The organism is Corynebacterium amycolatum SK46 (assembly GCF_000173655.1).
In the GTDB taxonomy this organism is placed as follows: Bacteria; Actinomycetota; Actinomycetes; order Mycobacteriales; family Mycobacteriaceae; genus Corynebacterium; species Corynebacterium amycolatum_A.
The window spans coordinates 161,593-185,001 of record NZ_ABZU01000001.1; the positions used below are offsets into that span (position 1 = coordinate 161,593).

The following is a 23,409-nucleotide window of genomic DNA, read 5'->3' on the forward strand; positions in this document are numbered from 1 at the left end:
AAGCACTCACTTAGTTACACAGCCTTGTTTACACAGCGCCGTTTACACAGCCGCCTGCTTGGCCGAAGTGTAGGCCGACTCACCGTGCTGAGCGACGTCAATACCAGAATGTTCCTGCTCGCCGTGGATACGCCAACCGACGGTTGCCTTCAGAACTCGGGCAATGATGTACGTCAGCACGCCCGAGAACACAGCTGCGATGACAGCAATAATGACCTGGATGGCAAACAACTTCAGGCCGTCGATGCCACCGCCGGTAAGCAGTCCGCGATCATTAGCCAGCAGGCCAACACCAATCGTTCCCCACATAGCTGCAACCAGATGCAGACCAACCACATCCAGGGTGTCATCGAAGTTGAATTTGTACTTTAAGCCAACTCCCCAGCAACCCAGCGCACCGCCGATATAGCCCAGAATGATTGAGGTCACTGGGTTCATATCTCCTGCGGCCGGAGTAATAGTCACAAGCCCTGCGATGACACCCGAAGCGGCGCCCAGCGAGGTGGGATGTCCATCACGAATACGCTCGAGTGAAATCCAGCCGAGCATCCCCACGCACGCTGCCACCGTCGTATTCAGCCATGCCAGACCAGCGACACCGTCGGCAGCAAATGCCGAACCGCCGTTGAAGCCAAACCAGCCGAACCACAGCAGTGCAGCACCCAGCATGACGAGTGGCAGGTTGTGCGGGCGATGCTGGCTGCCATCGATAGACTTGCGCTTGCCGACGATAATCGCCAGCACCAAAGCGGCGGTACCAGCAGCAATGTGCACAACCGTACCGCCAGCGAAGTCAATTGGAGCGATCAATGCTTCACCGTCAGCGGTCCCAAACAGCTTTGCCGAAAGGCTCTCTGCAGAGTGGCTCAGCAGACCACCGCCCCAGACCATGAAGGCCATTGGGAAGTACACCAGCGTTGTCCAGAAACCGACGAAGATCAACCAGGTGGAGAACTTCACACGTTCAGCCAGTGCACCGGAAATCAGCGCCACCGAGATAGAGCAGAACGTGAGCTGGAACCCGATGTCGATGATGTTCGGGTAACCATTTGCACCCGCAATGTAGTTGCCGTCGCCATCCGTAATCGAGTTACGCAGTCCGAAGAACTCGAACGGGTTGGCAAACACACCGCCAATCGACTGCGATCCGTAGGACATCGACCAGCCCCACAGCACGTAAATGGCACCGACAACGCCGACAGCACCAAAGCTCATCATCATCATGTTGAGCACCGACTTCTGTCGCGACATGCCGCCGTAAAACAGCGCGAGCGCCGGTGTCATGAGCAAAACCAACGAAGCCGACATCAGCATCCATGCTGAGTTTCCCGACTGTGCAATTACTTCTTCAGGCGTCATATGTGCCTCCCCTGTCTGTCAGTAGGTAGTTATTAACTTAAATCACTTTTCCTACGTATTTGCGTAATCTTTTTCTCACTTGCGTAGCTTTTAAGCACTCTGGGAGCTCTTTAGCGTCCCAATCGACTACCTCAAGACAGGAAAAAATCCCCCGCTAACTGCGTAAAAACAATGACGCAGAGCGAGGGATAGAACGTTTCGAGTTTTTCGGTTTTCCTACACCGACATGGGGGGGGGAAGACAGCTAGCACACGCTTAACGACGGTCAAACGTGCTCAATGCACCCTTCGGTTCCTGCCATAACGGCACCACTGTCGTCACATCGCCCGGAGTATTCGGCCCCTCAAGCCAAGCGAGCAAACTCTCACAGTCTGCTCGTGGCCCTTCAGCAACAACTAACACCCGACCATCCGGATAGTTCTGGGCATAACCAACCAACCCCAACTCCAGAGCCGTCGCGCGGGTGTACCAGCGAAAACCGACACCTTGGACATGACCGTGTACCCACGCGGTGAGGCGGACGTCGTTAAGCGACATCGGACTCACGCACTGTCATCGGGTCGGAACCGTCCCAGCACTCAATCTTGTCGTGACCGCGGAGGTTAGGCAGATCATCGCGGTGGAATACCGGATTGAGCCCCTTGGCCTTCTGCTCAGAGTAGTTCCGCAGAAGCGCGACGGCTACGCCACCCAGCGGCAAAATCGCGATGATATTGATGGTGGCCATGAGTGCGGAGAAAGTATCTGCAAGCGACCAGACGAGCGGCACGGAACCGACAGCTCCACCAATCACACACAGGATGACCAGGATGCGCACGGTGTTCAGGACAGCCTTGCTCTTAGACAGAAATGGGATATTCGCTTCGGCGTAGTAGTAGTTGCCCACCAGCGAGGAGAACGCCAGGAAGAAGATGATGACCGTAACCGCGTGGATTGCCCACGTGCCCACCTGCGCCGACAGCGCGGCCTGAGTCAGCGCGGTGCCCTCCGCATCACCGCCAAATGTCGGATCGGACAGCAGGATGATCACTGCGGTGATGGTACAGACGACCCAGGTGTCGAAGTAGACACCCATCGTCTGGATGAGCCCCTGTTTGACCGGGTGTGACACCGACGCCGTCGCCGCCGCATTCGGAGTGGAACCCATACCGGCCTCGTTGGAGAACAGGCCGCGGCGAATACCCTGCATCATGGCAGTACCGACAGCGGCACCGGCAATCTCGCGGATACCGAAGGCGTGCTCAAAAATCAGCTTGATCATGCCCGGCACCTCGGTGATGTTGAGAGCCAAGACAATCAGACCGAGGATAATGTAAGCCACGGCCATAATCGGCACGACGATCTGCGTCACCGCCGAAATACGCTGCACACCACCGAAGATGATGACGCCGGCCAAGATTGCCAGCACAATGCCGACACCGAACTTAAAGATCGGCGTTTCCTGACCAGTCGACTCCGCCACAGCCGCCGTGATCGAGTTGGACTGCACCGCGTTGAACACGAAACCGTAGGTCACCGTGATAGCGATGACGAACAGCGATGCCATCCAGCGCCAGTTCTCCCCTAGCCCCTTGGTGATGTAGTAGGCCGGGCCTCCTCGGTAAGAGTCCTTATCCCGCACCTTGTACAGCTGTGCCAGCGTAGACTCCACGAAGCTGGTTGCGCCACCAATCGCGGCGAGTAGCCACATCCAAAACACGGCGCCCGGGCCACCGGTGGTGATCGCTACCGCCACACCTGCGACGTTGCCGGTACCAACGCGCGAGGCCGCCGAGATAGTAAAGGCTTTAAAAGCCGAAATACCCTTGACACCCTCCGAGATGTCCGAAGGCTTTTCAGTGATAGCCTTGAACATCTCCGGGATGTACCGAAGCTGCACGACAATGGTCCGCCAACAGAAGTACAAACCTGTACCAATCAGCAGAACAATCATGAACAGCCAGTACTTGTCATTCCAAGCATTTACCCAGTCGGTTGCTTGCTCCATGAAACTCATAAGGAAATTCTAGCGTTGACAGGTGGGACACAGATAACTCGATCTATTCCCAAATGGCAGACGGACAATTGCGCGCCCACACCTCGGACACGGCTCCCCCTCTTGTCCATAGGCGTTCAAGCTCCGCTCAAAATAGCCACTTTCGCCGTTGACATGCACATATAACGCATCGAAGCTCGTGCCACCCGCCGCCAGCGCCCGCTCGAGTACCGATTGTCCCTCGCGCAAAAGTTTCGCTAAACGACGGACCGAAAGGTCACACGCCGGCACGCGACCATCGACCTTCGCCGCCCAAAGCATTTCGTCGGCATAAATGTTGCCGATACCCGACACAATGTTCTGGTTGAGCAATACGGCCTTGATCGGTGAACGCGACTTCATCATGCGGTGTGCAAGTGCAACCACATCGACGGTGGGCTCCAACAAATCGGGCGCGATCTTGGCTGCGGGTTCCGGAACAAAGCGACCGTGAGATTCGACCAGTTCACAAGCCCAAACCCAACCAAAGGTGCGCTGATCGTTGAAGTTGATTAGGTGCCGAGCGCCGTCCGGCAGGGCGATGTCGAAAGCGGCTCGGGTGTGACGGCCAGATAGCGTATTAGGAGTATACGGGGCTTCCACACGCAATTGGCCGCTCATGCCCAGGTGGATGGCGATTGCGGAGTCGTCGTCAAGCGTGAGCCACATGAACTTGCCGCGGCGATCCGAAGCGACAACCGTGCGCCCGCGCGTACGACCGATAAATTCTGCGGCGCCACCGGGTTGGCGCCGCACGGCACGAGCGTTGTAGACGAAGGAATCGTCGATGCGGCCACCGACGACGTAAGTGTCGAGACCGCGGCGTACGGACTCGACTTCAGGAAGCTCGGGCATTAGGCCAGTGCAGTATGCGCCTGATGCGCGGCGTGCATCTCGGCTTCCTTCTTCGTGGCACCGGTACCGCTGCCCTTGACCACGCCGTCAACCAGCACGTCGACGTAGAAGGTTAGGTCATGGTCGGGGCCGGTGGTGCGCACGGTGTACTCGGCAGCCGGTAATTGCTTGGCCGCCAGGCGCTCCTGCAGCAGCGTCTTCCAGTCACGGCCGCGGGACTCCGTCGGGGCATCGTCAATCATCTGGTTGAACAGGCGAAGCACAGTCTCGCGGGCAACCTCGAAGCCATGTTGCAAGTAAATGGCACCCAGCAGCGCCTCGGTGGTGTCAGCGAGAATCGAGTGCTTGTCCGCGCCACCGGTGGCCTTCTCACCGCGGCCGAGGAGAATGTGCTCCCCCAATCCGATGCTGCGGGCCAGGTCAGCCAGCGCGTACATGTTCACGACACCTGCGCGCATCTTGGAAATATCCTGCTCAGCGCGGTCCGGGAAGCGACGGTAGAGTTCTTCAGCAACGCACACGCCCAGCACGGCGTCGCCCAGGAACTCTAGACGCTCGTTATTGGTCAGCATGCCATTTTCATTTGCGAAACTGCGGTGGGTCAGAGCGAGCTTCAGGGACTCCTCTGGTAGCTCAACACCGAGTTTATCCAGCAGCGGGGCGTGATCGACGGCCTCGAAGGCCGCCTTCCTAGCCGCCTCACCGGTTAGCCGACGCTTGCGGCTCATCCGTTATATCTCCTTTAAATTCTTCGTCTAAGTCGTCGTCGATTACTTATCGTCGCCGAGCGAGCCAAACTTTTCCGCCAGGCCAGCCCAACGCGGATCAATACGTTCCTCTTCACCCGAGATGCCGTCTGGTTCGGGCACTTCCGAGTCCGACTCAGCACAGCTGGAATCGAAATCCAGACAGGTCGGATTGAAGGGCAGATTCAAGCCCGCCTCATCGATGACGGCTTGAGTGATATCCACCGTATTGTCGACAATCTGACCAACTTCGTCCTCAACGTCTTCTTCCTCGGCATCGTCGCCTGTGATGAAGTCCTCGTTGTTGGAAAAGACAGCCGAAATATGGAAGCTGAGCTCCGGATTCAGCGGGGCTAGGCAGCGCACGCACTCACCGGTGGCCTTAGCAGTCACAGTCGCGTCAACCATGACACCACTGCCGAGGTTCGTGACAATGCCGTCAACGACAACCTCCTCGCCTTCGGCAATACCAATCATCTCGGCACCGACGCGAACAGGGCTATCGCCTACCTTGCGGAACTGTTCGGGCATGTCGTCCTGCAGACATGTAGAAACGTCCAGAATAAATGGGGATGAGTCAGTCATGATAGACCTCAGTCTACCCCGAAGATGCCCTAACGCTCGTACCGGCGGCGTTCCTGGCCATCAGAGAAGGAAGACGGCGCGTTCTGCGCACCTGCACCACCGCCGACGGCACCGGCACCCGAACGCAGTACGGAGCGATTACGACCGACATTGCGCAGGGTCTCCTGGAGGGTCTGCTCAAACTCGGCGAGCTTGGAGTCAACGTAACGGTCACACTCTTCGCGGAGGCGAGAGGAATCCGCGTGTGCGTCGGACAGCAGACGATTCGCCTCGTCGTTGGCCTCGCGGACGACCGTCGATTCAGCGACCAGGCGAGCCTGCTCCTCACGGCCTTCCGCAACGGAACGCTCGTAGGATTCGTTACCAGCGTGAATCAGGCGATCGGACTCGGCAGAAGCACGATCCACAATGCTGTCGTACTCGTGCTGAGCATCCTCGCGGAGACGACGGGCGTCGTCCTCAGCGGCCGCGACGGTGCCAGCCGCGTGGGCATTGGCATCCTCGACGGTGTGATTAGCGCGGGCCTCTGCCTCGTCGACAATACGATGGGCTTCTTCATCCGCAGACGAAATGGTGTTGTTCGCCCGGGCTTCAGCATCGTTGATAATCTCATCCCGCTGGTCCAAGACATCCTGCGCGTCATCGAGCTCAGCCGGGAAAGCATCCCTCAGTTCATCGAGCAACTCGAGAACACGCTGACGCGGGACCATGCAATTGGCCGACAGTGGCACGCCGTGTGCCTCTTCTAGGATCTGGACCAGTTCATCAAGAGATTCGAAGACGCGAAACATGACTTATATGCTACTTCAGTCTGAGCTGCAGGGCGTGCAAGACAGGCTCAGGAACTAGGCCTTCCACCGAACCGCCGTACCGAACAACTTCCTTCATCAGTGTCGACGACACGTGACCGTACTTCGGATCAGCCTCCACAAAGAGAGTTTCAATGCCAGTCATGCGCCGATTCATCTGTGCCATAGGAGCCTCGTACTCGTAGTCCGCTGCCGAGCGCAGTCCCTTGACCAGGCAGGTAATCCCCTGCGCGGAGGTGTAATCCACCAACAGCTTCGACCAGGAGTCCACCCGCACGTTGTCCAAGCGCTGCGTGCACTGCCGAATGAGGTCCATGCGCTCTTCGACGTTGAACATGCCCTGCTTATTCGGGTTGTGGGTAACTAACACGGTCACCTGATCGAATTGGCGCGCGGCACGCTCAATCACATCGAGGTGACCAGAGGTCATGGGATCGTAGGAACCGGGGCAGCATGCGTGAGTCATAGGGGTAAACCACCTTTGGCCGTCGTAAAGCGTAAAGAAGAACGTTAAGCGTTGTAGATAGCGGTGTCGAAGCGCGCCATACCGTGAATGCGACGCTTCAGCTTCTGCTGGAGCTGCTCGTAACCCTCGGGCCACTGCGTCTCGTCGTCATCGCGGTGACGCTCCACAGTCACGACCGCGCCCGGCGCGAGGAAGCTGCGCAGAGCCTCCAGCATCTCTGTAACGGCCTCCCCCGCCAGCTCGTAGGGAGGATCGGCGATGACGCGGTCAAAAGGCTCGCCCGGCGCGCCCGCAAGGTACGACGACACTTTCATCGGAGATACGGCCACATCGGGATGCCCCACGGTGCGAATGTTCTTTTCAATGGCGGCAATGGCGTTCGGGTCGTTTTCCACCAGTACGACGGAACGCGCGCCACGGGAAGCCGCTTCCAAACCGAGCGCACCCGAGCCCGCGAACAAGTCGAGAACGCGAGTTCCCTCTAGCCCAAAGCGTGTGGACCAGGACGAAAAGATGGCTTCTTTCGCGCGGTCACTGGTTGGCCGAGTGGTCTCTCCCTTGGGTGCGACTAGTCTGCGACCGCGCGCCTCACCTGCAATAATGCGGGTCATCTACTTCCCTTCGTGCGATGTGTTCTCGTTGCCGTTGTTCTGTGCCATCGTGCTGTGAGTTGCTGGCGTGATTCGTGCCAGCAGCTGACCACCTTCGACATCCACAAATTGATCTGCCGCCACCTCCGCGACCGTACCCGGGCAGGGCGCTAAAACCGGCGCTTCTAGCTTGACGGCCTCCACGACCGCAATGACCTGACCAGTCGTCACCGAGTCTTTCTCGGCGACCTCCCAGCGGACTACTCCTGCAAAAGGTGCACAGACATTTACCATGCCCAACAGTCTACTTAGGTCTTACTAGGAGCGGTCCAAGTAGTTCGACTGCTCTTCATCAATATCGGAGATGAGCTCCGCCACAAGCTTCTCGTTGCCGTCGAGGAGAGCCGTGGCGTCGTGCCGAGTGCGCTCGATAATCTCGCCGTCGGTGGTGAGATCCACCAGGCCGAGGCCAGTTGCCAATCCCGATTGGTCATCGCCGAGTAGATCGCCAAAACTACGCGTGGCCAGGTCCAACTCCGCCAGTTGAATGCCATCGGTGGTGGCGGCAATGCGTTCCAGCCGGGTGCGCTCGGGTGTCTGCGAATGCGTGTGTGTACACAGGAAGCACAGTCCACCCTGGTCACCACGGCCGACACGACCGCGCAGCTGGTGAATCTGCGAGATGCCGTAGCTCTCGGCACGGCGAATCATCATAATCGTGGCCTCTGGCACATCCACGCCGACTTCGATAACTGTGGTGGACACCAGCACATCCAGCTGTCCTGTGGCAAAGGCCTGCATCACGCGGTCTTTGTCCTCCGGTGCCATGTTGCCGTGCAACTGACTGATACGAACACCGGGCAGTTTCTTCCTCGCTCGGTCGAATACCGCTTCCACGGACTCGTCGAGGAACTGTTCCTCATCGCGGGTAATGCGGGGACAGACAATGAAGGCGCGGTTGCCCTTGGCCACTTCTTCCGCAATGCGCTCCCAGGTTCGTGCCTCCCAGCGGGGTTTCTCCAGCGTCGGTACGACAAAGGATTGGATCTCCTGACGTCCCCGTGGCAATTCCGTCAACTGCGAAACTGCGAGGTCGCCAAAAATGGTCATCGCTACCGTGCGCGGAATCGGGGTTGCCGACATCACCAACAGATGCGGTGTCATTCCACCCCGTCCCCTGCTGCGCAACTGATCGCGCTGGCGCACACCAAAGCGGTGCTGCTCATCGACGACCACCAACCCGAGATCGAAGAACTCCACGCCCTCACTGAGCAGGGCATGCGTGCCGACGACAATGTCCGCCTCCCCGTTGACTGCCTCCAACAGGGTTGCCCGGCGCTCCTTCGTCGACATCGATCCCGTCAGCAGTCGCACAGTCACTGCTACTCCGGCTTGCTCCAGCATCGCTGTCAGTGAGCGGTAGTGCTGTTGGGCCAGGACTTCCGTTGGCGCCAGCATCGCGCACTGTCGGCTGGCATCGACTGCTTGCAGCATTCCCAGCAGGGCCACCACGGTCTTACCCGAGCCGACTTCACCTGCTAGCAGGCGGTTCATTGGGTTAGGCCTCGCCATATCGTGCGCAATATCGGCTGCGACCGCGACCTGACCGTCGGTAAGCGAAAACGGCAACCCCCGGCGCAGCTCGTCGCGTAGCCCCCCGGCGACTTCCATGCAGGCCGGAGCGGTGAGGCTGGCTTGAGTACGCTTGCGTGCACCAACGGCGAGCTGGAGCTCAAGCGCTTCGTCGTACTTCAGTCGGGCAAGCGCAATGTCGGGGCCCGCGATGGAGGGAAAGTGTGCGCCACGCAGTGCGGAGTCGAAATCGGTAAGTCCCTCCGGCGTGGCGGGCAACGGGTCTGGCTGCAGCGGTAACCATTCGAGGATGCGCTGCATGTACAGAGCCAGGTGAATACCCGCTACTCCTTTGCGGCCACGGTAAATGGGCAAGTAAGGACGCGTGAGCAACCGCTGCATCTCCGCAATCCCCTTGGCCGTTTTCGTCAGTGTGGCCAGCTTTCCAGTGGCTGCGCCTACCGAACCATCGGCTTTGAGCACCATGCAGTCAACATTTTTCAGCTGCAGCTCATTGCGGAACTCGCTGAGCGTGCCAACAATGAGCAGACGCACACCCGGGTGCAACATATTGCGCAGCCACTCGGCACCGAAAATCGCGGCCGGAAGAATGCGCACGCCGTCGCTGACATAGATTTTCAGTGGCTTGCGTCGGTCGGCGAAGGCGGGCGCTGGCGCAATGCTGTGCACCTCCACGACTGTCGTGATGGTGTCGCCAATGTCGGAAAATGACACATCTAAGCTCTTGCCCTGTGCCACGTAGCGCTTTGGGAAATTCGTCAGCGCATCCGAGACGGTCTCCATACCAAAAGCCGTATGCAGCTTCTTCGCAATCTTTGGCCCCACCACGATATTCAGGGGCGTGCGCGCATAATCCGAGCCGAGCCATCCGAGCATCGTGCTACTCGATTCCTATCTGCACCGGCTCCTCGATGCCGGTTGCATCATAGGCTACGACCTCCACAGGCTTGTCCAGCCGCGCCCGCACTTCCGCTATGTCCACGCCTTCAGCTCCGCGCCCGAGCAGCAGAGTCACTAGTTCCCCGCCGCCAGCCAACAGGTCTGAGATGGTCTCTGTGAGCGCGTCAGTCAAGGGCTTATCGACGTCCGCAGCGACTACAGCCGTTCGCGTGCCATTGGCAGCTTCTCCCATAGCATACGCGGCAACCGCCAGCGGCAGCTCAGCCGAATGCACGGCCAAAGCAGCAAGGCCAGCCGGAATGGAGTCTGTGGACACTACCGCGAGTGTCGGATTAGCCGCGGCAGCAGCGAATTCGATATCCGCCAACTCCTGGTCGCTGACCAGCCCGTTTGGCAACAGGATTACCTCGTCCGCGCCCCGCATGGCAGTCAGCGCCTTGGTGACCACATTGTCAGCAAACTCCTGGTCGGCGGTGGCTGCGCAATCTGTGGGAGTGGATGTGGGAGTCCGAGCGGGGGTCGGGCTGATAGCAATTGCTCCCGAGGAGGTGATGAGGTCTTTCAGCGGACCGTCTGGCACTACCGCAATGAGGATGCGAGTGGACTCAGGTGTTGGCGCCGGCTCATCGAGTACCTCGATGCGGATGCCCACCGGACGACCGAAATCAAGTGCCGCCTCAATAACCGCGCCCGGCTCCACTGTGTGGATATGCACCATGTACTGCGCGGCCTCCGCATTACCAGCATCACCTGCGATGATGAGCGAATTTCCCAACGGGTTTAACCGCTCTCGCAGTCCCTCCACCTCCTGGGTATCCGCCAAGGAAATCAGGTACATGACCTCCATCTCAACGGTGGCTACCTGTGGCGCGTCGACATGCAAATCGACCGGTGCGGTTGCACGGCCGCTGACTTCGTCGGCAAGCGCGTCGAGCAGAATGACCAACCCCGCGCCGCCGGCGTCGACCACGCCCGCCTGCTGCAGTGCCGGGAGCTGGCTGGGGGTTTTCGCCAGCGCATCGCGAGCGGCATCCGCGATTGTATCGGCGAGCTCCTCAATCGAGTCGCCCTCAAATTCCTCCGCGGCAATCGCGGCGTGCCGCAGGACTGTCAGGATCGTGCCCTCCACCGGATTGGCAATCGCCTGGGAGACATGTTGCACAGCTAGCTTTAGCGAGTGCTGCACCGACTCAACGCCAATGCCACTACCGGAGGCAGCCTCAGCCACCGCGCGAAAAACCTGCGAGAGCACAGTGCCCGAATTACCGCGGGCACCACGCACCGCACCGGCAGCTAGGGCCGCGGTGACTGCGCGAACATCGGAAGCGTCAGCCTTTTGCGCTTCCTCATACGCCGAACTCAACGTCGCGAGCATATTCGACCCGGTATCGGAATCCGGTACTGGGAAGACATTGAGACTGTTGATCTCATCGCGGCGGGATTGAAGCGCATCAATACCCCGAGCAACCCAGCCGACAATGGCGGCAGAACCAATCTGCAAAGACATGAATTCCTATTCTAGCGTCCAGTCGATAGGGGTAGCTCCCTGACGAATCAGCGACTCATTGGCCCGGCTGAACGGACGCGACCCGAAGAACCCACGGGATGCGGACAGCGGTGAAGGGTGCGGCGAACAGATGCAGTCCACGCCCGGGAGCCAACGCTGCAAACTCTGCGCGTCGCGTCCCCATAGAATAGCCACGAGAGGCTGATCACGGGCGACCAATGCTTTGATTGCATGCTCCGTGATTGCCTCCCACCCCTTACCGCGGTGCGAGGCAGCAGCACCCGGGCGCACAGTCAGCACACGGTTGAACAGGGCCACGCCCTGCCTACACCACGGAGTGAGGTCACCGTTGGAAGGAGTCGGGAGCCCCAGGTCGGAGGAGTACTCCTTAAAAATATTCGCCAACGACCGCGGTACCGGCCTCACATCCGGCTGGACCGAGAAGCTGAGCCCCATCGCATGCCCCGGGGTCGGATACGGGTCCTGTCCGATGATGAGCACCTTGACCTCATCGAATGGGTAAGTAAAGGCACGCAGCACATCGGTGCCCGCGGGCAGGTAACCGTAGCCGGCCGCGTTTTCCTCGCGCAGGAACTGCCCCATCCGGTGGATGTCATCGGCCACTGGCTCCAGCGCCTTCTGCCACCCTTCTTCGACCGGCAACGGATCCATGTCATGCAGCCTTTCTTCTCAAGACTTCTTCAAACTCTTAATTCAAACTCTTAAAAGGAAACCCAACCGGCATCGCGGGCAGGAGGTTTGCCGTCGATAAGCACCGAATCGAACTTCTCCTTCGACACCGTGCCGATAGCGCGGAACCCCGTCGGAGGCTCCCCCGGCGTCGAACCGATCAGTGTGTGGTCCTCCCCGCCGGTGAGCACCCACTCCCACGGGTCGATGCCCAGGTATTCGCCAGCGGCAATCTGCAACTCATCGGGCGCAATGGCATTGCTGTCAACTTCCAAAGTAACCCTGGAGGCCTGCGCAATAGCGCGGAGATCCACCACCAGTCCATCGGAATTGTCCGTGAGTGAACGCACACCTGTGGCCCGCGCCGTGGCACCCCTGCGGTATTCAAATTCGGGCGTACAGTGTGCTGCCACCAACTGTGCAAACTCACGTGGAACCTTCGCCGGGCTTCCGCAGTGCTGCAGCAGCGCAAGGCCCGCCGCAGAGTAGCCAATGCGTCCCGACGCAATCACCGTATCCCCCGCGCGTGCCGCTGAGCGCAGCAGCGGCCGTCCCAGCCCACCGAGTTCGCCCATCGCGCTGATGGAAATCACCAGAGAATCTCCGCTGACCATGTCACCGCCGACGAGTTCCGCCGGACATTGCTTGCCTTCCTGCCACAATCCCTCGGCGATCCCGGTGACAACACTCACCGGAGTATGCAACGGTGCTGAAATGGCGAAAAGCATGGCCGTTGGACGCGCACCCATCGATTCGATGTCGGCGAAATTCTGTACTGCGGCCTTAGCTCCAACTTGCTGGGGTGTCGACCAGTCCAGACGGAAGTGGCGCCCCTCCACCAGCATGTCGGTGGAGGTGACAAAGCGGGCGTTGGGAGTTGTCTGCGTCAAGACGGCGGCATCGTCGCCATTGCGTGCCGACGGGGCGATAGCCCGGATGGCCTCAATGACCCCAAACTCGCCAATATCGCCAATGGTCAATTCAGTCACAGTGTCGTGTCACATTCCTAATAGTCGATGGTTGACCGTTAATAGCGGAACCCGTCTCGGTATTGCCCCCAACCAATTGGAGTTGGTACCGGACAACGTAGAATCAGGCCCATGGTAGACGCACCCCCATCGGGAGAAACAGTTCAGTCCAAGGGTAGCCGGACACGCGCGGGCATCGCACTCGTTATCGCCATTATCTCTATCCTCGGCATCATTTTTGCCGCAAAGATTTACCAGGATAATCAGGCGGCGAAGCCAGTCACGATTTCCAACCCGGAGCTTCCCGCCAATGACTCGCCTGAATGTGCGGAACTGCTCGACCGACTGCCAGATCGCGCCGCAGGTCTGGTTCGCGCCGAAATTGCAGAGCCGGCTCCAGAAGGTGCCGCCGTGTACCGAGACTTGGAACAAGACCGCATCACGCTGCGCTGTGGCGCAAACGTACCTAGCCAATACAACGAACTGGCCAAGACCGAAGAGGTCAAGGGCATTTCGTGGCTGCGTGTTGTCGACAGTACCGACGAGTCTTTGGCGACTTGGTTCACCGTCGGGCGCGAACCGGTTGTTGCGATTACCGCCGAAGGTAATGCAGAGGCGGAGGATGCCCTGAGTGACCTCGCCGAGGCGCTGCGCCCGGACTCCGAGTACAAGAACAAGCCGGAGCGCGGCGGCGTCCCGCTGGCAGAACTGGCAGCTCCGGAAGCTGACAAGCGCTGCAGCGGCTTGGAGGCTGCCCTTCCCCGCGATCTTGGCAAACGTCACCGTCTGAGCGCAGAGGAAATGCCGGCTGACATGCCGAAGGACATGGTCATTTGGGGCGGCACCCCAGCCGATCCAGTGGTGCTGCGCTGTGGCATCGATGAGCCGGCTGGCTACAGCACCACCACGCAGCAGCTGACGCAGGTTGGCGACATTGTCTGGTTCAACGAACCAACGCTTTCCTCCGGTACTTCCGCAACCTGGTACGCCATGGGCCGGGAGCGCTTCGTCGCCGTTGAAATGCCGATGTCGGAGGCCAGCTCACTGATGCCGGTGCTCTCCTCGGTCATCGCTGACAATCTGGAGAACATCTCGCCGAGCGAAGAAAAGTAAGAACCCGCTGCTATCGACGAGCTACCAGCGCCCGCTCAATCAGGGCGCTGAGCAGCTCCTCGTAGGCAACACCTGAAGCCGCAAACATCTGCGGGTACATCGAAATCGGGGTAAAGCCCGGCATGGTGTTGACCTCATTGATAATCGGGCCATTATCCGTGACAAAGAAGTCCACACGAGTCAGCCCATCAGAGCCTAGTGCCCTGAACGCCCGACGAGCATCCGTGTCCAGCGCCTTCAAAACATCCTTCGGCAGCTCAGCCGGAATCTGCGCCGAGACGACATCATCCAAGTACTTGGTTTCAAAACCGTAGAAGCCCTCGTCGGAGTCCTCTGTGCCACGCAGCAATGACGGAACTGAAACCTGTAGGCTGCCGTCAGCGCGCTGCAGCACGCCAATCTCCACCTCGGCGCCGTCTACACCAGCCTCTACGATGACCTTCCAATCATGCTCGCGGGCCAGCTCTACCGCCGCATCCAGATTCGCCCAATCATCCACGCGGGAGATACCAATCGACGATCCGCCACGGGCAGGTTTGACGAACACCGGCAGGCCAAGGGTCTCCTTGTCCTCGTCGGAAAGCGACTCGCCAACGTGCAAAACAACCTGCTTACCGATAGGAAGACCCGCTGCCTGCAAGAGATTCTTCGTGCGCTCCTTATCCATCCCCGCAGCAGAAGCCAGCACACCCGGGCCAACATAAGCAATCCCGGAAAGCTCAAAGAGCCCCTGAATCGTGCCATCTTCGCCGTGCGGACCGTGGAGAACCGGGAAGATGACGTCGACGGTGTCGAAAACCTCGCCGGCGCGATCACCGGTGACGAAGCGGAATTCACCGCGGCGTGACGGCGAGGTGCTCAGCGCAACTTCCTCGCCCGGGATGACCTCCGGCATCGTACGCCCCTGTGTGCGCAGCGTATCCGTCTCACGCGTGCCGACGGTCCAAACACCATCCTTGGTAATACCAATGGGAACCACTCGGAAGCGGTCTTCATCCAGGTGATCCATAATTGCGCCGGCCGAGACACAGGAGACGCTGTGCTCAGGGCTTGCGCCACCGTAGATGACGGCGACGGAAATGCGATCTGCAGACGAGCTATTCGACGAAGTCATGGTGACTAAGTTTAGCCCCGACCTCGTTTAAGTGGTTACTCCGACTTGCGGCTGCGCCCCATCAGCTTGCGAATTGTCTCATCAACCTTCGCGCCTTCGTGGCAGACGGCGTAAACGGCCTCAGTAATTGGCATTTCCACGCCATTGCGACGAGCGAGGTCACGGACCGAGATTGAAGAAATCACGCCTTCCGCCACCTGACCGCGCGTAGCGTGCTGCGCCTGCTCCATCGTGTCACCGCGACCGAGACGATCACCGAAGGTGCGGTTACGCGACAGAGGCGAGGAACAGGTGGCCACCAAGTCCCCTAGGCCCGCCAGCCCCGCGAAAGTCTTATCCTCTGCGCCAACCGCGTCGCCCAGACGCGTGATCTCCGCCAGACCACGGGTGATGATGGTTGCGAGCGTGTTCTCGCCCAATCCCTGACCAGCGGCCATACCGCAGGCCAATGCGATGACGTTCTTGCAGGCACCGCCGATTTCGCAGCCAATTACATCGGTGTTGGTGTACGGGCGGAAGTAGTTAGTGGCAACTGCCGCCTGAATCATCTTGGCGTTGTTCTCATCAGCGCAAGCAATGACCGTTGCCGCTGGCTGCTCCATCGCAACTTCGCGGGCGAGGTTCGGGCCGGATAGCACCGCAATGCGCTCCGCTGGCAGGTCTGTGACCTCGGCAATAACCTCACTCATGCGCAGGTGCGTCTCGCGTTCCACACCCTTAGCAAGGCTGAGCAGAATCGTCTCCGGCCCGATGAAGTCCTTCCAGACCTTCAAATTGTCACGCAATGTCTGCGAGGGCACGCCCAGCACCACCACATCGGCGCCCGTCAGCGCGGCCTCTGCATCCGAGGTGGCCTCAATATTGCGAGGCAGCCCCAGGCCTGGAAGATAGTCGTGGTTTTCGCGGCTTATCTGAATACGCTGTGCCTGCTCCGCACGTCGCGACCACAGCCGTACAGGATTGCCTGCATCAGCAAAAACCTTGGCGAGCGTCGTGCCCCACGAGCCCGCACCCATCACTGAAACCTGCACCATCGCCGCGACCTTCCTCCGTTAGCCTCTAATCTCCAACAAGTCTAGCGAGACGTTCTCACACTGCGATACTAAACTAGGTCGGCGACAAAGGATTGAAAGGGAATTCACGATGATGCACGAAGAGGACAAGGACCTCAAGGGCGATACCTCCGTGACCGGTCGCCTGCGCCAGATTCCGACGAAGCCAGGCCAGGATGTCACCAAGCCGACCTTCGCGGCCGGCGCGGTTCTATGGCGGGGCGATGTCCACAACCCTGAAATCTGCGTGATTCACCGTCCTTCCTACGACGACTGGTCACTGCCGAAAGGCAAGCTCGACGCCGGTGAAAACCTCATTGCCACCGCCGTCCGCGAAATCTGGGAAGAGACCGGCTACCGCGTCCGCCTGGGTAAGCTCGTCGGAAACGTTTCCTACCCCGTCACTGGCCGCACCAAACTGGTCTGGTACTGGACCGCTGAGGTTCTAGACGGCGAATTCGAGCAGAACTCCGAGGTCAACGAGCTCCGCTGGGTCTCCTGGGACGAGGCTGAAAAACTTCTGTCCTACGACCTCGACCGCGACGTGCTGGTCAAGGCCCGCAAGCGCATGAACAAGGAACCGGACACCCGTCTCATTTTGGTTCGCCACGGGCGCGCACACCGTCGCGCCAACTGGAACGGCAATGATGCACTGAGGCCACTGGATAAGAAGGGACGTCGTCAAGCGGAACTGCTCGTCTCTGCCCTAGAGGGCTTTCGCCCCGAGCGCGTCTACTCCGCCGAGCCCGTGCGCTGCCAGGACACCGTCGCACCGCTCGCCGCAGAGCTGGGCATGCAGGTCACAGTCGACGAACGGCTTGGCGACGAGCGCTGGATTGCCAACCAAGTCGAGTCCAAGAAGGCCTTCGAGGACATTGTCGCGCTCGGCGGGGTCAGCGTGATCTGCTCTCAGGGCATCACTATCCCCGACCTGTTGGCCGCCTGGTCCGCGGAGGGCACCCTTCCCTTCGACGAGGAAATCCTGTGCAAGAAGGGCTCTGCCTGGGTGCTGGGCTTCAACGACGGTGTGATGACCACCGCTGATTACTACGCCTCGGCGCTGCCGGTGAAGTAAACCCTACAACCTCGGATCCATCGGCTCTGACTCCAGCGCCAACACGCCGAAGACGGGGACATGGATCCGATGCAGAGGCTCGCCAGCCGCTAGTCGCTCCAGCGACTCAATGCCCAGGGCATATTCGCGCAGCGCCGATGACTGCTTGTGCTGCAAATTTCGCCGCTTCAGCCGCTCTTGACGCTGCGGGTGCAGGTAGTCGTGCCCGTAAATCATGCGCAGATACTCCCGTCCGCGCACCTTCATGCCGGGCTGCACCTGACGCGACGTCTCTGCGTTTTCCATTGGCTTGACGACGGCCCCTTCCCCGCCCGACTCTGTCAGCTGCAACCACCACTGCGATGCGGCCTCTACCTGTTCCGGGTCACTGGGGTCGAGGACGAAGCAGCGCGTCTTCCGGTAGATCTCACTGTCTGCTGCTACCAGCCGATTCGCAATATCCAGGTGCCATGAGTGGGGCTTGTGATGCCAGGTGGCATCCTCACTTGCCAGCACTTGGAAGGGTGCGAACTGAATCTTGTTGTCCCTGTCGACATAGCGGTTGTAAGCAGCGCGAAACTTCTCGAGCTCGTCTAGAGTCTGTTCTGGAGCGGGACCGCCGACATCTATTCCCCTGTCGGTGGCCGCCTGCAGAGCGGCCGCGAGCTGCCTGGCAGCACCGATACCGACAGCAGCGGTGGGTGCATAGATGTCGTCGATAAGCCCTTGTGCCTTGAGATTCCAAGGCAACATTTCGCCGTCGAGCAGAACCCAGTCCCCGAATTGGTCGAAAAGCCCGGCGCGCACTGCCGCCTTGATCATTTCGTCGAGTGCCGGATTCTTACCTTCGAAGAAGGCGCGTCCCGTCCGGGTGTAGGCGTACGAACTAGTACCGAAACGGGTCGTCGAACCTGGCCGGATCAGGCACAGCGCAGCTCGGGAACCCATGTGCTTTTCCTGACAAATGACCTGGTCAGTGTGTGCGGCGTAGTAGCGGAATGCCTCCTCCGGGTGTTCCAGGAACCCTTCTCTCTGTGAGGTCGGCGCAGGTGACATGGTCGGTGGCAGGTACGGAATTTTCTCCGGCGCGAGCGTGAAACGACTGATAATTTCCAAAGCTGCGGCCGCACGGTCACTATCAATGCGAATGCGACCATGCCGGCCAGTTTGGATACCATCGACATCTAGCACGTCAGTGATGCGCAGCTCGGACTCCGGGCGATTGGTGGTTTTGCGGGATGGGGCCTCCCACCAGGTCTGCTTTGCATCGACCTGCACGGTCTCTAGTTCGGGATAGCGCAGCGCAGAGAGCTTGCCGCCGAAGACACAACCCGTGTCGATGCACATGGTGTTATTGACCCAGCGCAGACGGTCCGCTTCCATGTGGCCATAGACAACACGGGCGGCACCTCGGTAGTCCGCTGCCCAATCCAGACGTTCTGGCAGGCCATTTTCATCGACCTTGCCAGTAGTGGCACCGTAGAGCGCGAACTCACGGACCTTACCGGAGGCCCTGCCATGGAGGTGCTCAGGTAGTCCCGCGTGGGCTACGACCAGGGCTCCGTCGTCAAGCACATAGTGCACGGGCAGGTGGTCGATGAAGTCGCGGACGTCCTTTCGGAACTCCTCACTTTCGTCGGCGAGCTGAGTGAGCGTTTCGGCCAGCCCGTGACCGGTGGTGACGTTGTGGCCGTCGAGGGCGCGCACCAACTTAGAGTCGTGGTTTCCGGGCACGCAGAGAGCATTGCCGGCCGCGACCATCCCCATGACCAGCTTTAAGACGGCTGGGCTATTCGGCCCGCGGTCAACAAGGTCCCCAACGAAAATGGCGGTGCGGCCGTCTGGGTGATGCGCATTGCTGCCATCTGCCGAGAGCTCGTAGCCGAGCTTTTCCAGCAGTGCGGTCAGCTCGTCGTAGCAGCCGTGGACATCGCCGATGATGTCGAAGGGGCCGTGGAGATCGCTGCGGTCGACCTTCAGCGGCACCCGTTCAATGGTGACGTTGTCGATTTCCGCCGCGGAATTCAAGATGAAAACATTGTGAATCTTCTCGCGCTTCAGGTGCTTGAGCCCTCGGCGCAGATCGCGGTGCTGGCGCTCCAACACCTCTACTCCGAAGTTGCGGTCAGTGCGCTGCCTGTGCCGCTCCTTCACCTCCGCCAGCGGGAGATTCAAAACGATAGCAGCACTGAGCGCATGGTGGCTGCGCGCCAGCTTCACAAGCCGGGCGCGGTCCTGCGGTTTCACATTCGTCGCATCGACCACGGTGAGCAACCCTGCTTCCAGGCGCTTGCCGACGATCGTCTCCAGCAGCTCAAAAGCAGGCGTCGTCGCCGCCTGGTTATTCGGATCGTTGGAAACAATGCCGCGACAGGTATCCGAGGAAACGACCTCAAATGGACCAAAGTGTCGTGCCGCGAAGGTCGACTTTCCAGCGCCAGAGACCCCGACCAGCATGACCAAGCTGAGGTTAGGAAGCGAGATGGTACTCATAGTTAGCTCTCCTCTGCTGCGGTGAAGTCGTAGGAAAAAACTGCCATTTGTGTCGGTTGGCCATAGGTTTCGTGCACGTCCCCAATACCGTCGAAGTCCACCAGATAACCGAACTTCTCAGCCACGCCCTTCGCCCACTGTCGAAACTCCGCGCGGCTGAACTCGAAGCGGTGATCGAGGTGTCGGAACTGTCCAGGTTCCAGATTGGGATAGCACGCGTTGTAGTCACTGTTCGGTGTGGTGACGATGACATACTGCGGCTGGGCTACTCCAAAGACGTTGTTCTCCAACGCGGGCAACCGGTCGGCATCAATGTGCTCGATGACCTCCATCAGGATTGCCACGTCCATGTTCGCAATTCGCTCGTCGGCATAGGTGGCCGAGGATTGGAAAAGCTCCACCCGTGCGGCTTGGCGCTCCGGCATCCGATCTAGGTTCAGCGCCTTGTGCGCCTTACGAAGCTCCCCCACAGAAACATCGGTACCAACGATCTGCGCGATTCGCGGGTTCTCCAACATCGGCCCCAGCAACACGCCGGAACCACAGCCGATGTCCACCACACTGCGCGGGCGCAGGCTAAATACCTCGCGCAGGACTCGGTCTTGACGCTGTCGATTGAGTGGCTTGGCGGACTGGTCAGCGTTGGCCAGTTCGATTGCACCGGCTTCCCCAGCTTCCCCAGCAAGCTTCACGACGGCTTCGTTGACCAGGCCTTTTTGATCTGCGAGGTAGCGCTTTAGGATTTTCTCCCGCTTCGGGTGCTCCGGTAGCCAACCCTGCGCACGCGTAGCGAGCTTGTCGATTTCCCGGTCATCGACCCAATAGTGTTTCCCACCGTCGAGGACAGGAAGCAAAATATACAGGTGATTGAGCAAATCGCGGACGGTTGCCCTACCCGAGAGCGTTACCGTCGGTGAGAACTTCTGCCCGGCAATATTGTTGGAAAAATCGAGGGTGACTTTCCACCCAAGCGGTTCGAACAGAGCTCGGATCTCTTCGTCAGTGCCGGGTACCGCGGCGACTGTCACTGTGAGGTCGCTCGGGGCTTCGTCGTAAGGCGAGGGTTTCTCCATGGCCATCGCCGTGGAGAAGACGGATTTCAGCGCCACGGTCAAAAGCGATGACGCGGCCCACTGCCGGTCATTGATGTAGCCGGTCAGATTGAACGTATCGGCGCGGTACTGCTTGAGTTTCAGCAGCTCATCGCGGTCAATATCAACCCAGAGGGCTGCCGTGCATTCGGCATCGGTAGCCGTGGGAAAAAAGACTCGGGCAACACCGAACTTTAACTCGGCCTCATGCACGCGATCGGGATGCTTTCGCAGTATAAATCCCAAATCGCGTGCTGATTCAGCTCGTGGAGGCTGACCGGGCCGTGTGTGTTTGGTGATTGCCAGATACATGCGGCAATTCTAGCCCCTAGAGCGTCTTCGGCTTGTGGGCCGGACGATTCTTCTCGTAGGCCACAATGTCCGCTTCGTTGCGCAGGGTCAGGGAGACGTCGTCAAGCCCTTCCATCAGACGCCAGCGAGTGTAGTCGTCGACCTCGAACGGGAAGACCTGCTCGCCGGCCTCGACGGTGCGGGTCTCCAGGTTGACGGTGAGCTCCATGCCCGGGTTAGCTTCCAGCAGCTTCCACAACAGCTCGACATCGGACTGCTGCATCTGTGCGGCGAGCAGCCCCGCCTTACCGGCGTTACCGCGGAAGATGTCGGCAAAGCGGGAGGAGATGACGACGCGGAAGCCGTAATCCATCAGCGCCCACACGGCGTGCTCACGGGAAGAACCGGTACCGAAGTCCGGCCCTGCCACGAGGATGGAGCCCTTAGCGTATTCCGGACGATTGAGTACGAAGTCGGATTCGTTGTTGCGCCAGTTGCTGAACAGGCCATCCTCGAATCCGGTGCGGGTGACGCGCTTTAGGTAGACGGCCGGGATGATCTGGTCGGTGTCGACGTTGGATCGCTGCAGGGGAACGCCGACGCCGGTGTGAGTATCAAACTTTTCCATGGTGAAAGGTCCTTAGAAGTTCTGTTTGGATCTGTTGTGCAAAGATCGGCAGTGAGAGTCAGTTAAAGATCGGCCGGTGCTGCGAAGTGACCGGCGACGGCGGTAGCTGCGGCGACAGCCGGGCTGACCAGGTGAGTACGACCGCCCTTGCCCTGACGGCCCTCGAAGTTACGGTTCGAAGTCGAAGCGCAACGCTGGCCCGGAGTCAGCTGGTCCGGGTTCATGCCCAGGCACATAGAGCAGCCCGGCATACGCCATTCGGCGCCTGCCTCTTCGAAAATCTTGCCGAGTCCCTCTTCTTCAGCCTGCGCACGGACCTTTGCAGAGCCCGGCACGATGAGCATCTGAACGCCGTCGGCAACCTTGCGATTCTTCAGCACGTCGGCAACAGCGCGCATATCCTCGATGCGGCCGTTGGTGCAAGAGCCGACGAAGACCACGTCAACATTGACGTCGCGCATCGGGGTGCCCGGCTTCAGATCCATGTATTCCAGTGCACGCTCGGCGGCGATGCGGTCGGAGTCCTCAGCGATGAATTCCGGGTCCGGCACGGTCTCCCCCAGCGGCACGCCCTGGCCCGGGTTGGTACCCCAGGTAACGAATGGGGTCAGCGCGGAACCGTCGATTTCGACGACCTTGTCGAACTTCGCGTCCTCGTCAGTGACCAGGGATTTCCAGTATGCGACAGCCTCGTCCCACTGCTCGCCCTGCGGCGCGTGCGGGCGACCCTTCAGGTATTCGAAGGTGGTCTCGTCCGGAGCAATCATGCCGGCGCGGGCACCGGCTTCGATGGACATGTTGCAGATGGTCATGCGAGCTTCCATCGACAGCTTCTCGATGGCCTCGCCACGGTACTCAATAACGTGGCCCTGACCGCCACCGGTGCCAATCTTGGCGATAATCGCCAGAATCAAATCCTTGGCGGTAACACCATCCTGCAGTTCACCGGTGACGTTGACGGCCATGGTCTTGAAAGGCTTCAGCGGCAGGGTCTGGGTAGCCAGAACGTGTTCAACCTCGGAGGTACCGATACCGAAGGCCATGGCGCCAAAAGCACCGTGGGTTGCGGTATGCGAGTCACCACAGACGACGGTGGTGCCCGGCTGAGTCAGGCCCAGCTGTGGGCCGACGACGTGCACGATACCCTGCTCGCGGTCGCCCATCGGATGCAAGCGGATGCCGAACTCCTCGGCGTTCTTGCGCAGTGTGGCAATCTGGGTACGAGAGGTCGGTTCCTCAATCAGGTCGATTTTGCCGCCGGCGACAGTGGTCGGAACGTTGTGGTCCTCGGTTGCGATGGTCAGATCCGGGCGGCGTACCTTGCGCCCTGCCAGACGGAGGCCATCAAAAGCCTGTGGCGAGGTAACCTCGTGGACGAGGTGCAGATCGATATAAATCAGATCTGGTTCGCCGTTGTCGCCTTGCTTGACTACGTGGTCACGCCAGACTTTCTCGGCCAGAGTCTTCGGGCTGGTGTCCGTGGTGCGCATA

At 59.8% G+C, this 23,409-nt stretch carries 22 protein-coding genes; 2 read left to right on the plus strand and 20 right to left on the minus strand.

Features of this window, described 5'->3' with window-relative positions; translation table 11 throughout:
- Window positions 1–42: 42 nt before the first annotated feature.
- From CORAM0001_RS00705 to CORAM0001_RS00770, 14 genes are all read right to left on the minus strand, one after another.
- Window positions 43–1,359 (minus strand): ammonium transporter, encoded by a 1,317-nt coding sequence (locus tag CORAM0001_RS00705; RefSeq protein WP_005509413.1) that lies wholly within the window; start codon window positions 1,357–1,359, stop codon window positions 43–45.
- A 255-nt stretch (window positions 1,360–1,614) separates the two neighbouring features.
- Complete coding sequence (locus tag CORAM0001_RS00710; protein WP_005509493.1) at window positions 1,615–1,896, minus strand: acylphosphatase; 282 nt, start codon at window positions 1,894–1,896, stop codon at window positions 1,615–1,617.
- Window positions 1,886–3,346 carry an alanine/glycine:cation symporter family protein gene (locus CORAM0001_RS00715; RefSeq protein ID WP_005509334.1) on the minus strand — a complete coding sequence of 487 codons (1,461 nt, stop codon included), beginning with the start codon at window positions 3,344–3,346 and terminating at the stop codon, window positions 1,886–1,888. Before CORAM0001_RS00715 ends, CORAM0001_RS00710 begins: the two co-directional genes overlap by 11 nt.
- Before the next feature lie 18 nt (window positions 3,347–3,364).
- On the minus strand, window positions 3,365–4,228 hold the full coding sequence (gene mutM / locus CORAM0001_RS00720) for a bifunctional DNA-formamidopyrimidine glycosylase/DNA-(apurinic or apyrimidinic site) lyase (protein ID WP_005509643.1): 864 nt from the start codon (window positions 4,226–4,228) through the stop codon (window positions 3,365–3,367).
- On the minus strand, window positions 4,228–4,956 hold the full coding sequence (gene rnc / locus CORAM0001_RS00725; RefSeq protein WP_005509488.1) for a ribonuclease III: 729 nt from the start codon (window positions 4,954–4,956) through the stop codon (window positions 4,228–4,230). Before rnc ends, mutM begins: the two co-directional genes overlap by 1 nt.
- 42 nt (window positions 4,957–4,998) lie before the next feature.
- Window positions 4,999–5,559, minus strand: coding sequence for a YceD family protein (locus CORAM0001_RS00730; RefSeq protein WP_005509314.1), 561 nt, complete (start codon window positions 5,557–5,559; stop codon window positions 4,999–5,001).
- 29 nt (window positions 5,560–5,588) lie between these two features.
- Window positions 5,589–6,350 (minus strand): SPFH domain-containing protein, encoded by a 762-nt coding sequence (locus tag CORAM0001_RS00735; RefSeq protein WP_005509588.1) that lies wholly within the window; start codon window positions 6,348–6,350, stop codon window positions 5,589–5,591.
- Between the two features lie 10 nt (window positions 6,351–6,360).
- Window positions 6,361–6,834: a pantetheine-phosphate adenylyltransferase gene (coaD, locus tag CORAM0001_RS00740; RefSeq protein ID WP_005509598.1), complete on the minus strand. Its 474-nt coding sequence runs from the start codon at window positions 6,832–6,834 to the stop codon at window positions 6,361–6,363.
- A gap of 44 nt (window positions 6,835–6,878) precedes the next feature.
- On the minus strand, window positions 6,879–7,445 hold the full coding sequence (gene rsmD, locus CORAM0001_RS00745; RefSeq protein WP_005509332.1) for a 16S rRNA (guanine(966)-N(2))-methyltransferase RsmD: 567 nt from the start codon (window positions 7,443–7,445) through the stop codon (window positions 6,879–6,881).
- Window positions 7,446–7,718, minus strand: coding sequence for an acyl-CoA carboxylase biotin carboxyl carrier protein subunit (locus tag CORAM0001_RS00750; RefSeq protein WP_005509454.1), 273 nt, complete (start codon window positions 7,716–7,718; stop codon window positions 7,446–7,448).
- A 24-nt stretch (window positions 7,719–7,742) separates the two neighbouring features.
- Window positions 7,743–9,893 carry an ATP-dependent DNA helicase RecG gene (locus tag CORAM0001_RS00755; RefSeq protein WP_005509574.1) on the minus strand — a complete coding sequence of 717 codons (2,151 nt, stop codon included), beginning with the start codon at window positions 9,891–9,893 and terminating at the stop codon, window positions 7,743–7,745.
- A 4-nt stretch (window positions 9,894–9,897) separates the two neighbouring features.
- Window positions 9,898–11,424: a DAK2 domain-containing protein gene (locus CORAM0001_RS00760; RefSeq protein ID WP_005509513.1), complete on the minus strand. Its 1,527-nt coding sequence runs from the start codon at window positions 11,422–11,424 to the stop codon at window positions 9,898–9,900.
- Between the two features lie 6 nt (window positions 11,425–11,430).
- Entirely contained in the window at window positions 11,431–12,096 is a 666-nt protein-coding gene (locus tag CORAM0001_RS00765) for a uracil-DNA glycosylase (protein ID WP_005509342.1), read from the minus strand.
- Between the two features lie 50 nt (window positions 12,097–12,146).
- Window positions 12,147–13,103, minus strand: a complete 957-nt coding sequence (locus CORAM0001_RS00770) for a thiamine-phosphate kinase (RefSeq protein ID WP_005509401.1) — start codon at window positions 13,101–13,103, stop codon at window positions 12,147–12,149.
- A gap of 111 nt (window positions 13,104–13,214) precedes the next feature.
- Here CORAM0001_RS00770 and CORAM0001_RS00775 point away from each other — a divergent pair, with 111 nt between their 5' ends.
- Window positions 13,215–14,195 (plus strand): DUF3515 domain-containing protein, encoded by a 981-nt coding sequence (locus tag CORAM0001_RS00775; protein ID WP_005509691.1) that lies wholly within the window; start codon window positions 13,215–13,217, stop codon window positions 14,193–14,195.
- A gap of 10 nt (window positions 14,196–14,205) precedes the next feature.
- Here CORAM0001_RS00775 and CORAM0001_RS00780 read toward each other — a convergent pair whose 3' ends face one another.
- Both CORAM0001_RS00780 and CORAM0001_RS00785 read right to left on the minus strand, forming a co-directional pair.
- The gene (locus CORAM0001_RS00780) at window positions 14,206–15,309 is read right to left on the minus strand and encodes a D-alanine--D-alanine ligase family protein (protein WP_005509548.1); all 1,104 of its coding nucleotides are present in this window, start codon (window positions 15,307–15,309) and stop codon (window positions 14,206–14,208) included.
- 35 nt (window positions 15,310–15,344) lie between these two features.
- Window positions 15,345–16,343 carry an NAD(P)H-dependent glycerol-3-phosphate dehydrogenase gene (locus CORAM0001_RS00785; RefSeq protein WP_005509423.1) on the minus strand — a complete coding sequence of 333 codons (999 nt, stop codon included), beginning with the start codon at window positions 16,341–16,343 and terminating at the stop codon, window positions 15,345–15,347.
- 112 nt (window positions 16,344–16,455) lie between these two features.
- On the opposite strand from CORAM0001_RS00785, the gene CORAM0001_RS00790 reads away from it, so the two are divergent.
- On the plus strand, window positions 16,456–17,436 hold the full coding sequence (locus CORAM0001_RS00790) for an NUDIX hydrolase (RefSeq protein ID WP_005509659.1): 981 nt from the start codon (window positions 16,456–16,458) through the stop codon (window positions 17,434–17,436).
- A 3-nt stretch (window positions 17,437–17,439) separates the two neighbouring features.
- On the opposite strand, the gene CORAM0001_RS00795 is transcribed toward CORAM0001_RS00790, so the two are convergent.
- The 4 genes from CORAM0001_RS00795 to leuC form a co-directional block, all read right to left on the minus strand.
- Window positions 17,440–19,908, minus strand: a complete 2,469-nt coding sequence (locus CORAM0001_RS00795; protein ID WP_005509584.1) for a polynucleotide kinase-phosphatase — start codon at window positions 19,906–19,908, stop codon at window positions 17,440–17,442.
- A 2-nt stretch (window positions 19,909–19,910) separates the two neighbouring features.
- Window positions 19,911–21,311, minus strand: coding sequence for a 3' terminal RNA ribose 2'-O-methyltransferase Hen1 (locus CORAM0001_RS00800; protein ID WP_040360697.1), 1,401 nt, complete (start codon window positions 21,309–21,311; stop codon window positions 19,911–19,913).
- Between the two features lie 16 nt (window positions 21,312–21,327).
- Window positions 21,328–21,918 (minus strand): 3-isopropylmalate dehydratase small subunit, encoded by a 591-nt coding sequence (gene leuD / locus CORAM0001_RS00805; RefSeq protein WP_005509716.1) that lies wholly within the window; start codon window positions 21,916–21,918, stop codon window positions 21,328–21,330.
- 62 nt (window positions 21,919–21,980) lie between these two features.
- Entirely contained in the window at window positions 21,981–23,408 is a 1,428-nt protein-coding gene (leuC, locus tag CORAM0001_RS00810) for a 3-isopropylmalate dehydratase large subunit (RefSeq protein WP_005509665.1), read from the minus strand.
- Between the last annotated feature and the right edge of the window lies 1 nt (window position 23,409).

What these genes read in the sequence shown, in the direction of transcription:
- CORAM0001_RS00705 (WP_005509413.1), bottom strand. Translation starts at nt 1,359, where the DNA reads ATGACGCCTGAAGAAGTAATTGCACAGTCGGGAAACTCAGCATGGATG.
- CORAM0001_RS00710 (WP_005509493.1), bottom strand. Translation starts at nt 1,896, where the DNA reads ATGTCGCTTAACGACGTCCGCCTCACCGCGTGGGTACACGGTCATGTC.
- CORAM0001_RS00715 (WP_005509334.1), bottom strand. Translation starts at nt 3,346, where the DNA reads ATGGAGCAAGCAACCGACTGGGTAAATGCTTGGAATGACAAGTACTGG.
- mutM (WP_005509643.1), bottom strand. Translation starts at nt 4,228, where the DNA reads ATGCCCGAGCTTCCTGAAGTCGAGTCCGTACGCCGCGGTCTCGACACT.
- rnc (WP_005509488.1), bottom strand. Translation starts at nt 4,956, where the DNA reads ATGAGCCGCAAGCGTCGGCTAACCGGTGAGGCGGCTAGGAAGGCGGCC.
- CORAM0001_RS00730 (WP_005509314.1), bottom strand. Translation starts at nt 5,559, where the DNA reads ATGACTGACTCATCCCCATTTATTCTGGACGTTTCTACATGTCTGCAG.
- CORAM0001_RS00735 (WP_005509588.1), bottom strand. Translation starts at nt 6,350, where the DNA reads ATGTTTCGCGTCTTCGAATCTCTTGATGAACTGGTCCAGATCCTAGAA.
- coaD (WP_005509598.1), bottom strand. Translation starts at nt 6,834, where the DNA reads ATGACTCACGCATGCTGCCCCGGTTCCTACGATCCCATGACCTCTGGT.
- rsmD (WP_005509332.1), bottom strand. Translation starts at nt 7,445, where the DNA reads ATGACCCGCATTATTGCAGGTGAGGCGCGCGGTCGCAGACTAGTCGCA.
- CORAM0001_RS00750 (WP_005509454.1), bottom strand. Translation starts at nt 7,718, where the DNA reads ATGGTAAATGTCTGTGCACCTTTTGCAGGAGTAGTCCGCTGGGAGGTC.
- CORAM0001_RS00755 (WP_005509574.1), bottom strand. Translation starts at nt 9,893, where the DNA reads ATGCTCGGATGGCTCGGCTCGGATTATGCGCGCACGCCCCTGAATATC.
- CORAM0001_RS00760 (WP_005509513.1), bottom strand. Translation starts at nt 11,424, where the DNA reads ATGTCTTTGCAGATTGGTTCTGCCGCCATTGTCGGCTGGGTTGCTCGG.
- CORAM0001_RS00765 (WP_005509342.1), bottom strand. Translation starts at nt 12,096, where the DNA reads ATGGATCCGTTGCCGGTCGAAGAAGGGTGGCAGAAGGCGCTGGAGCCA.
- CORAM0001_RS00775 (WP_005509691.1), top strand. Translation starts at nt 13,215, where the DNA reads ATGGTAGACGCACCCCCATCGGGAGAAACAGTTCAGTCCAAGGGTAGC.
- CORAM0001_RS00780 (WP_005509548.1), bottom strand. Translation starts at nt 15,309, where the DNA reads ATGACTTCGTCGAATAGCTCGTCTGCAGATCGCATTTCCGTCGCCGTC.
- CORAM0001_RS00785 (WP_005509423.1), bottom strand. Translation starts at nt 16,343, where the DNA reads ATGGTGCAGGTTTCAGTGATGGGTGCGGGCTCGTGGGGCACGACGCTC.
- CORAM0001_RS00790 (WP_005509659.1), top strand. Translation starts at nt 16,456, where the DNA reads ATGCACGAAGAGGACAAGGACCTCAAGGGCGATACCTCCGTGACCGGT.
- CORAM0001_RS00795 (WP_005509584.1), bottom strand. Translation starts at nt 19,908, where the DNA reads ATGAGTACCATCTCGCTTCCTAACCTCAGCTTGGTCATGCTGGTCGGG.
- CORAM0001_RS00800 (WP_040360697.1), bottom strand. Translation starts at nt 21,311, where the DNA reads ATGTATCTGGCAATCACCAAACACACACGGCCCGGTCAGCCTCCACGA.
- leuD (WP_005509716.1), bottom strand. Translation starts at nt 21,918, where the DNA reads ATGGAAAAGTTTGATACTCACACCGGCGTCGGCGTTCCCCTGCAGCGA.
- leuC (WP_005509665.1), bottom strand. Translation starts at nt 23,408, where the DNA reads ATGCGCACCACGGACACCAGCCCGAAGACTCTGGCCGAGAAAGTCTGG.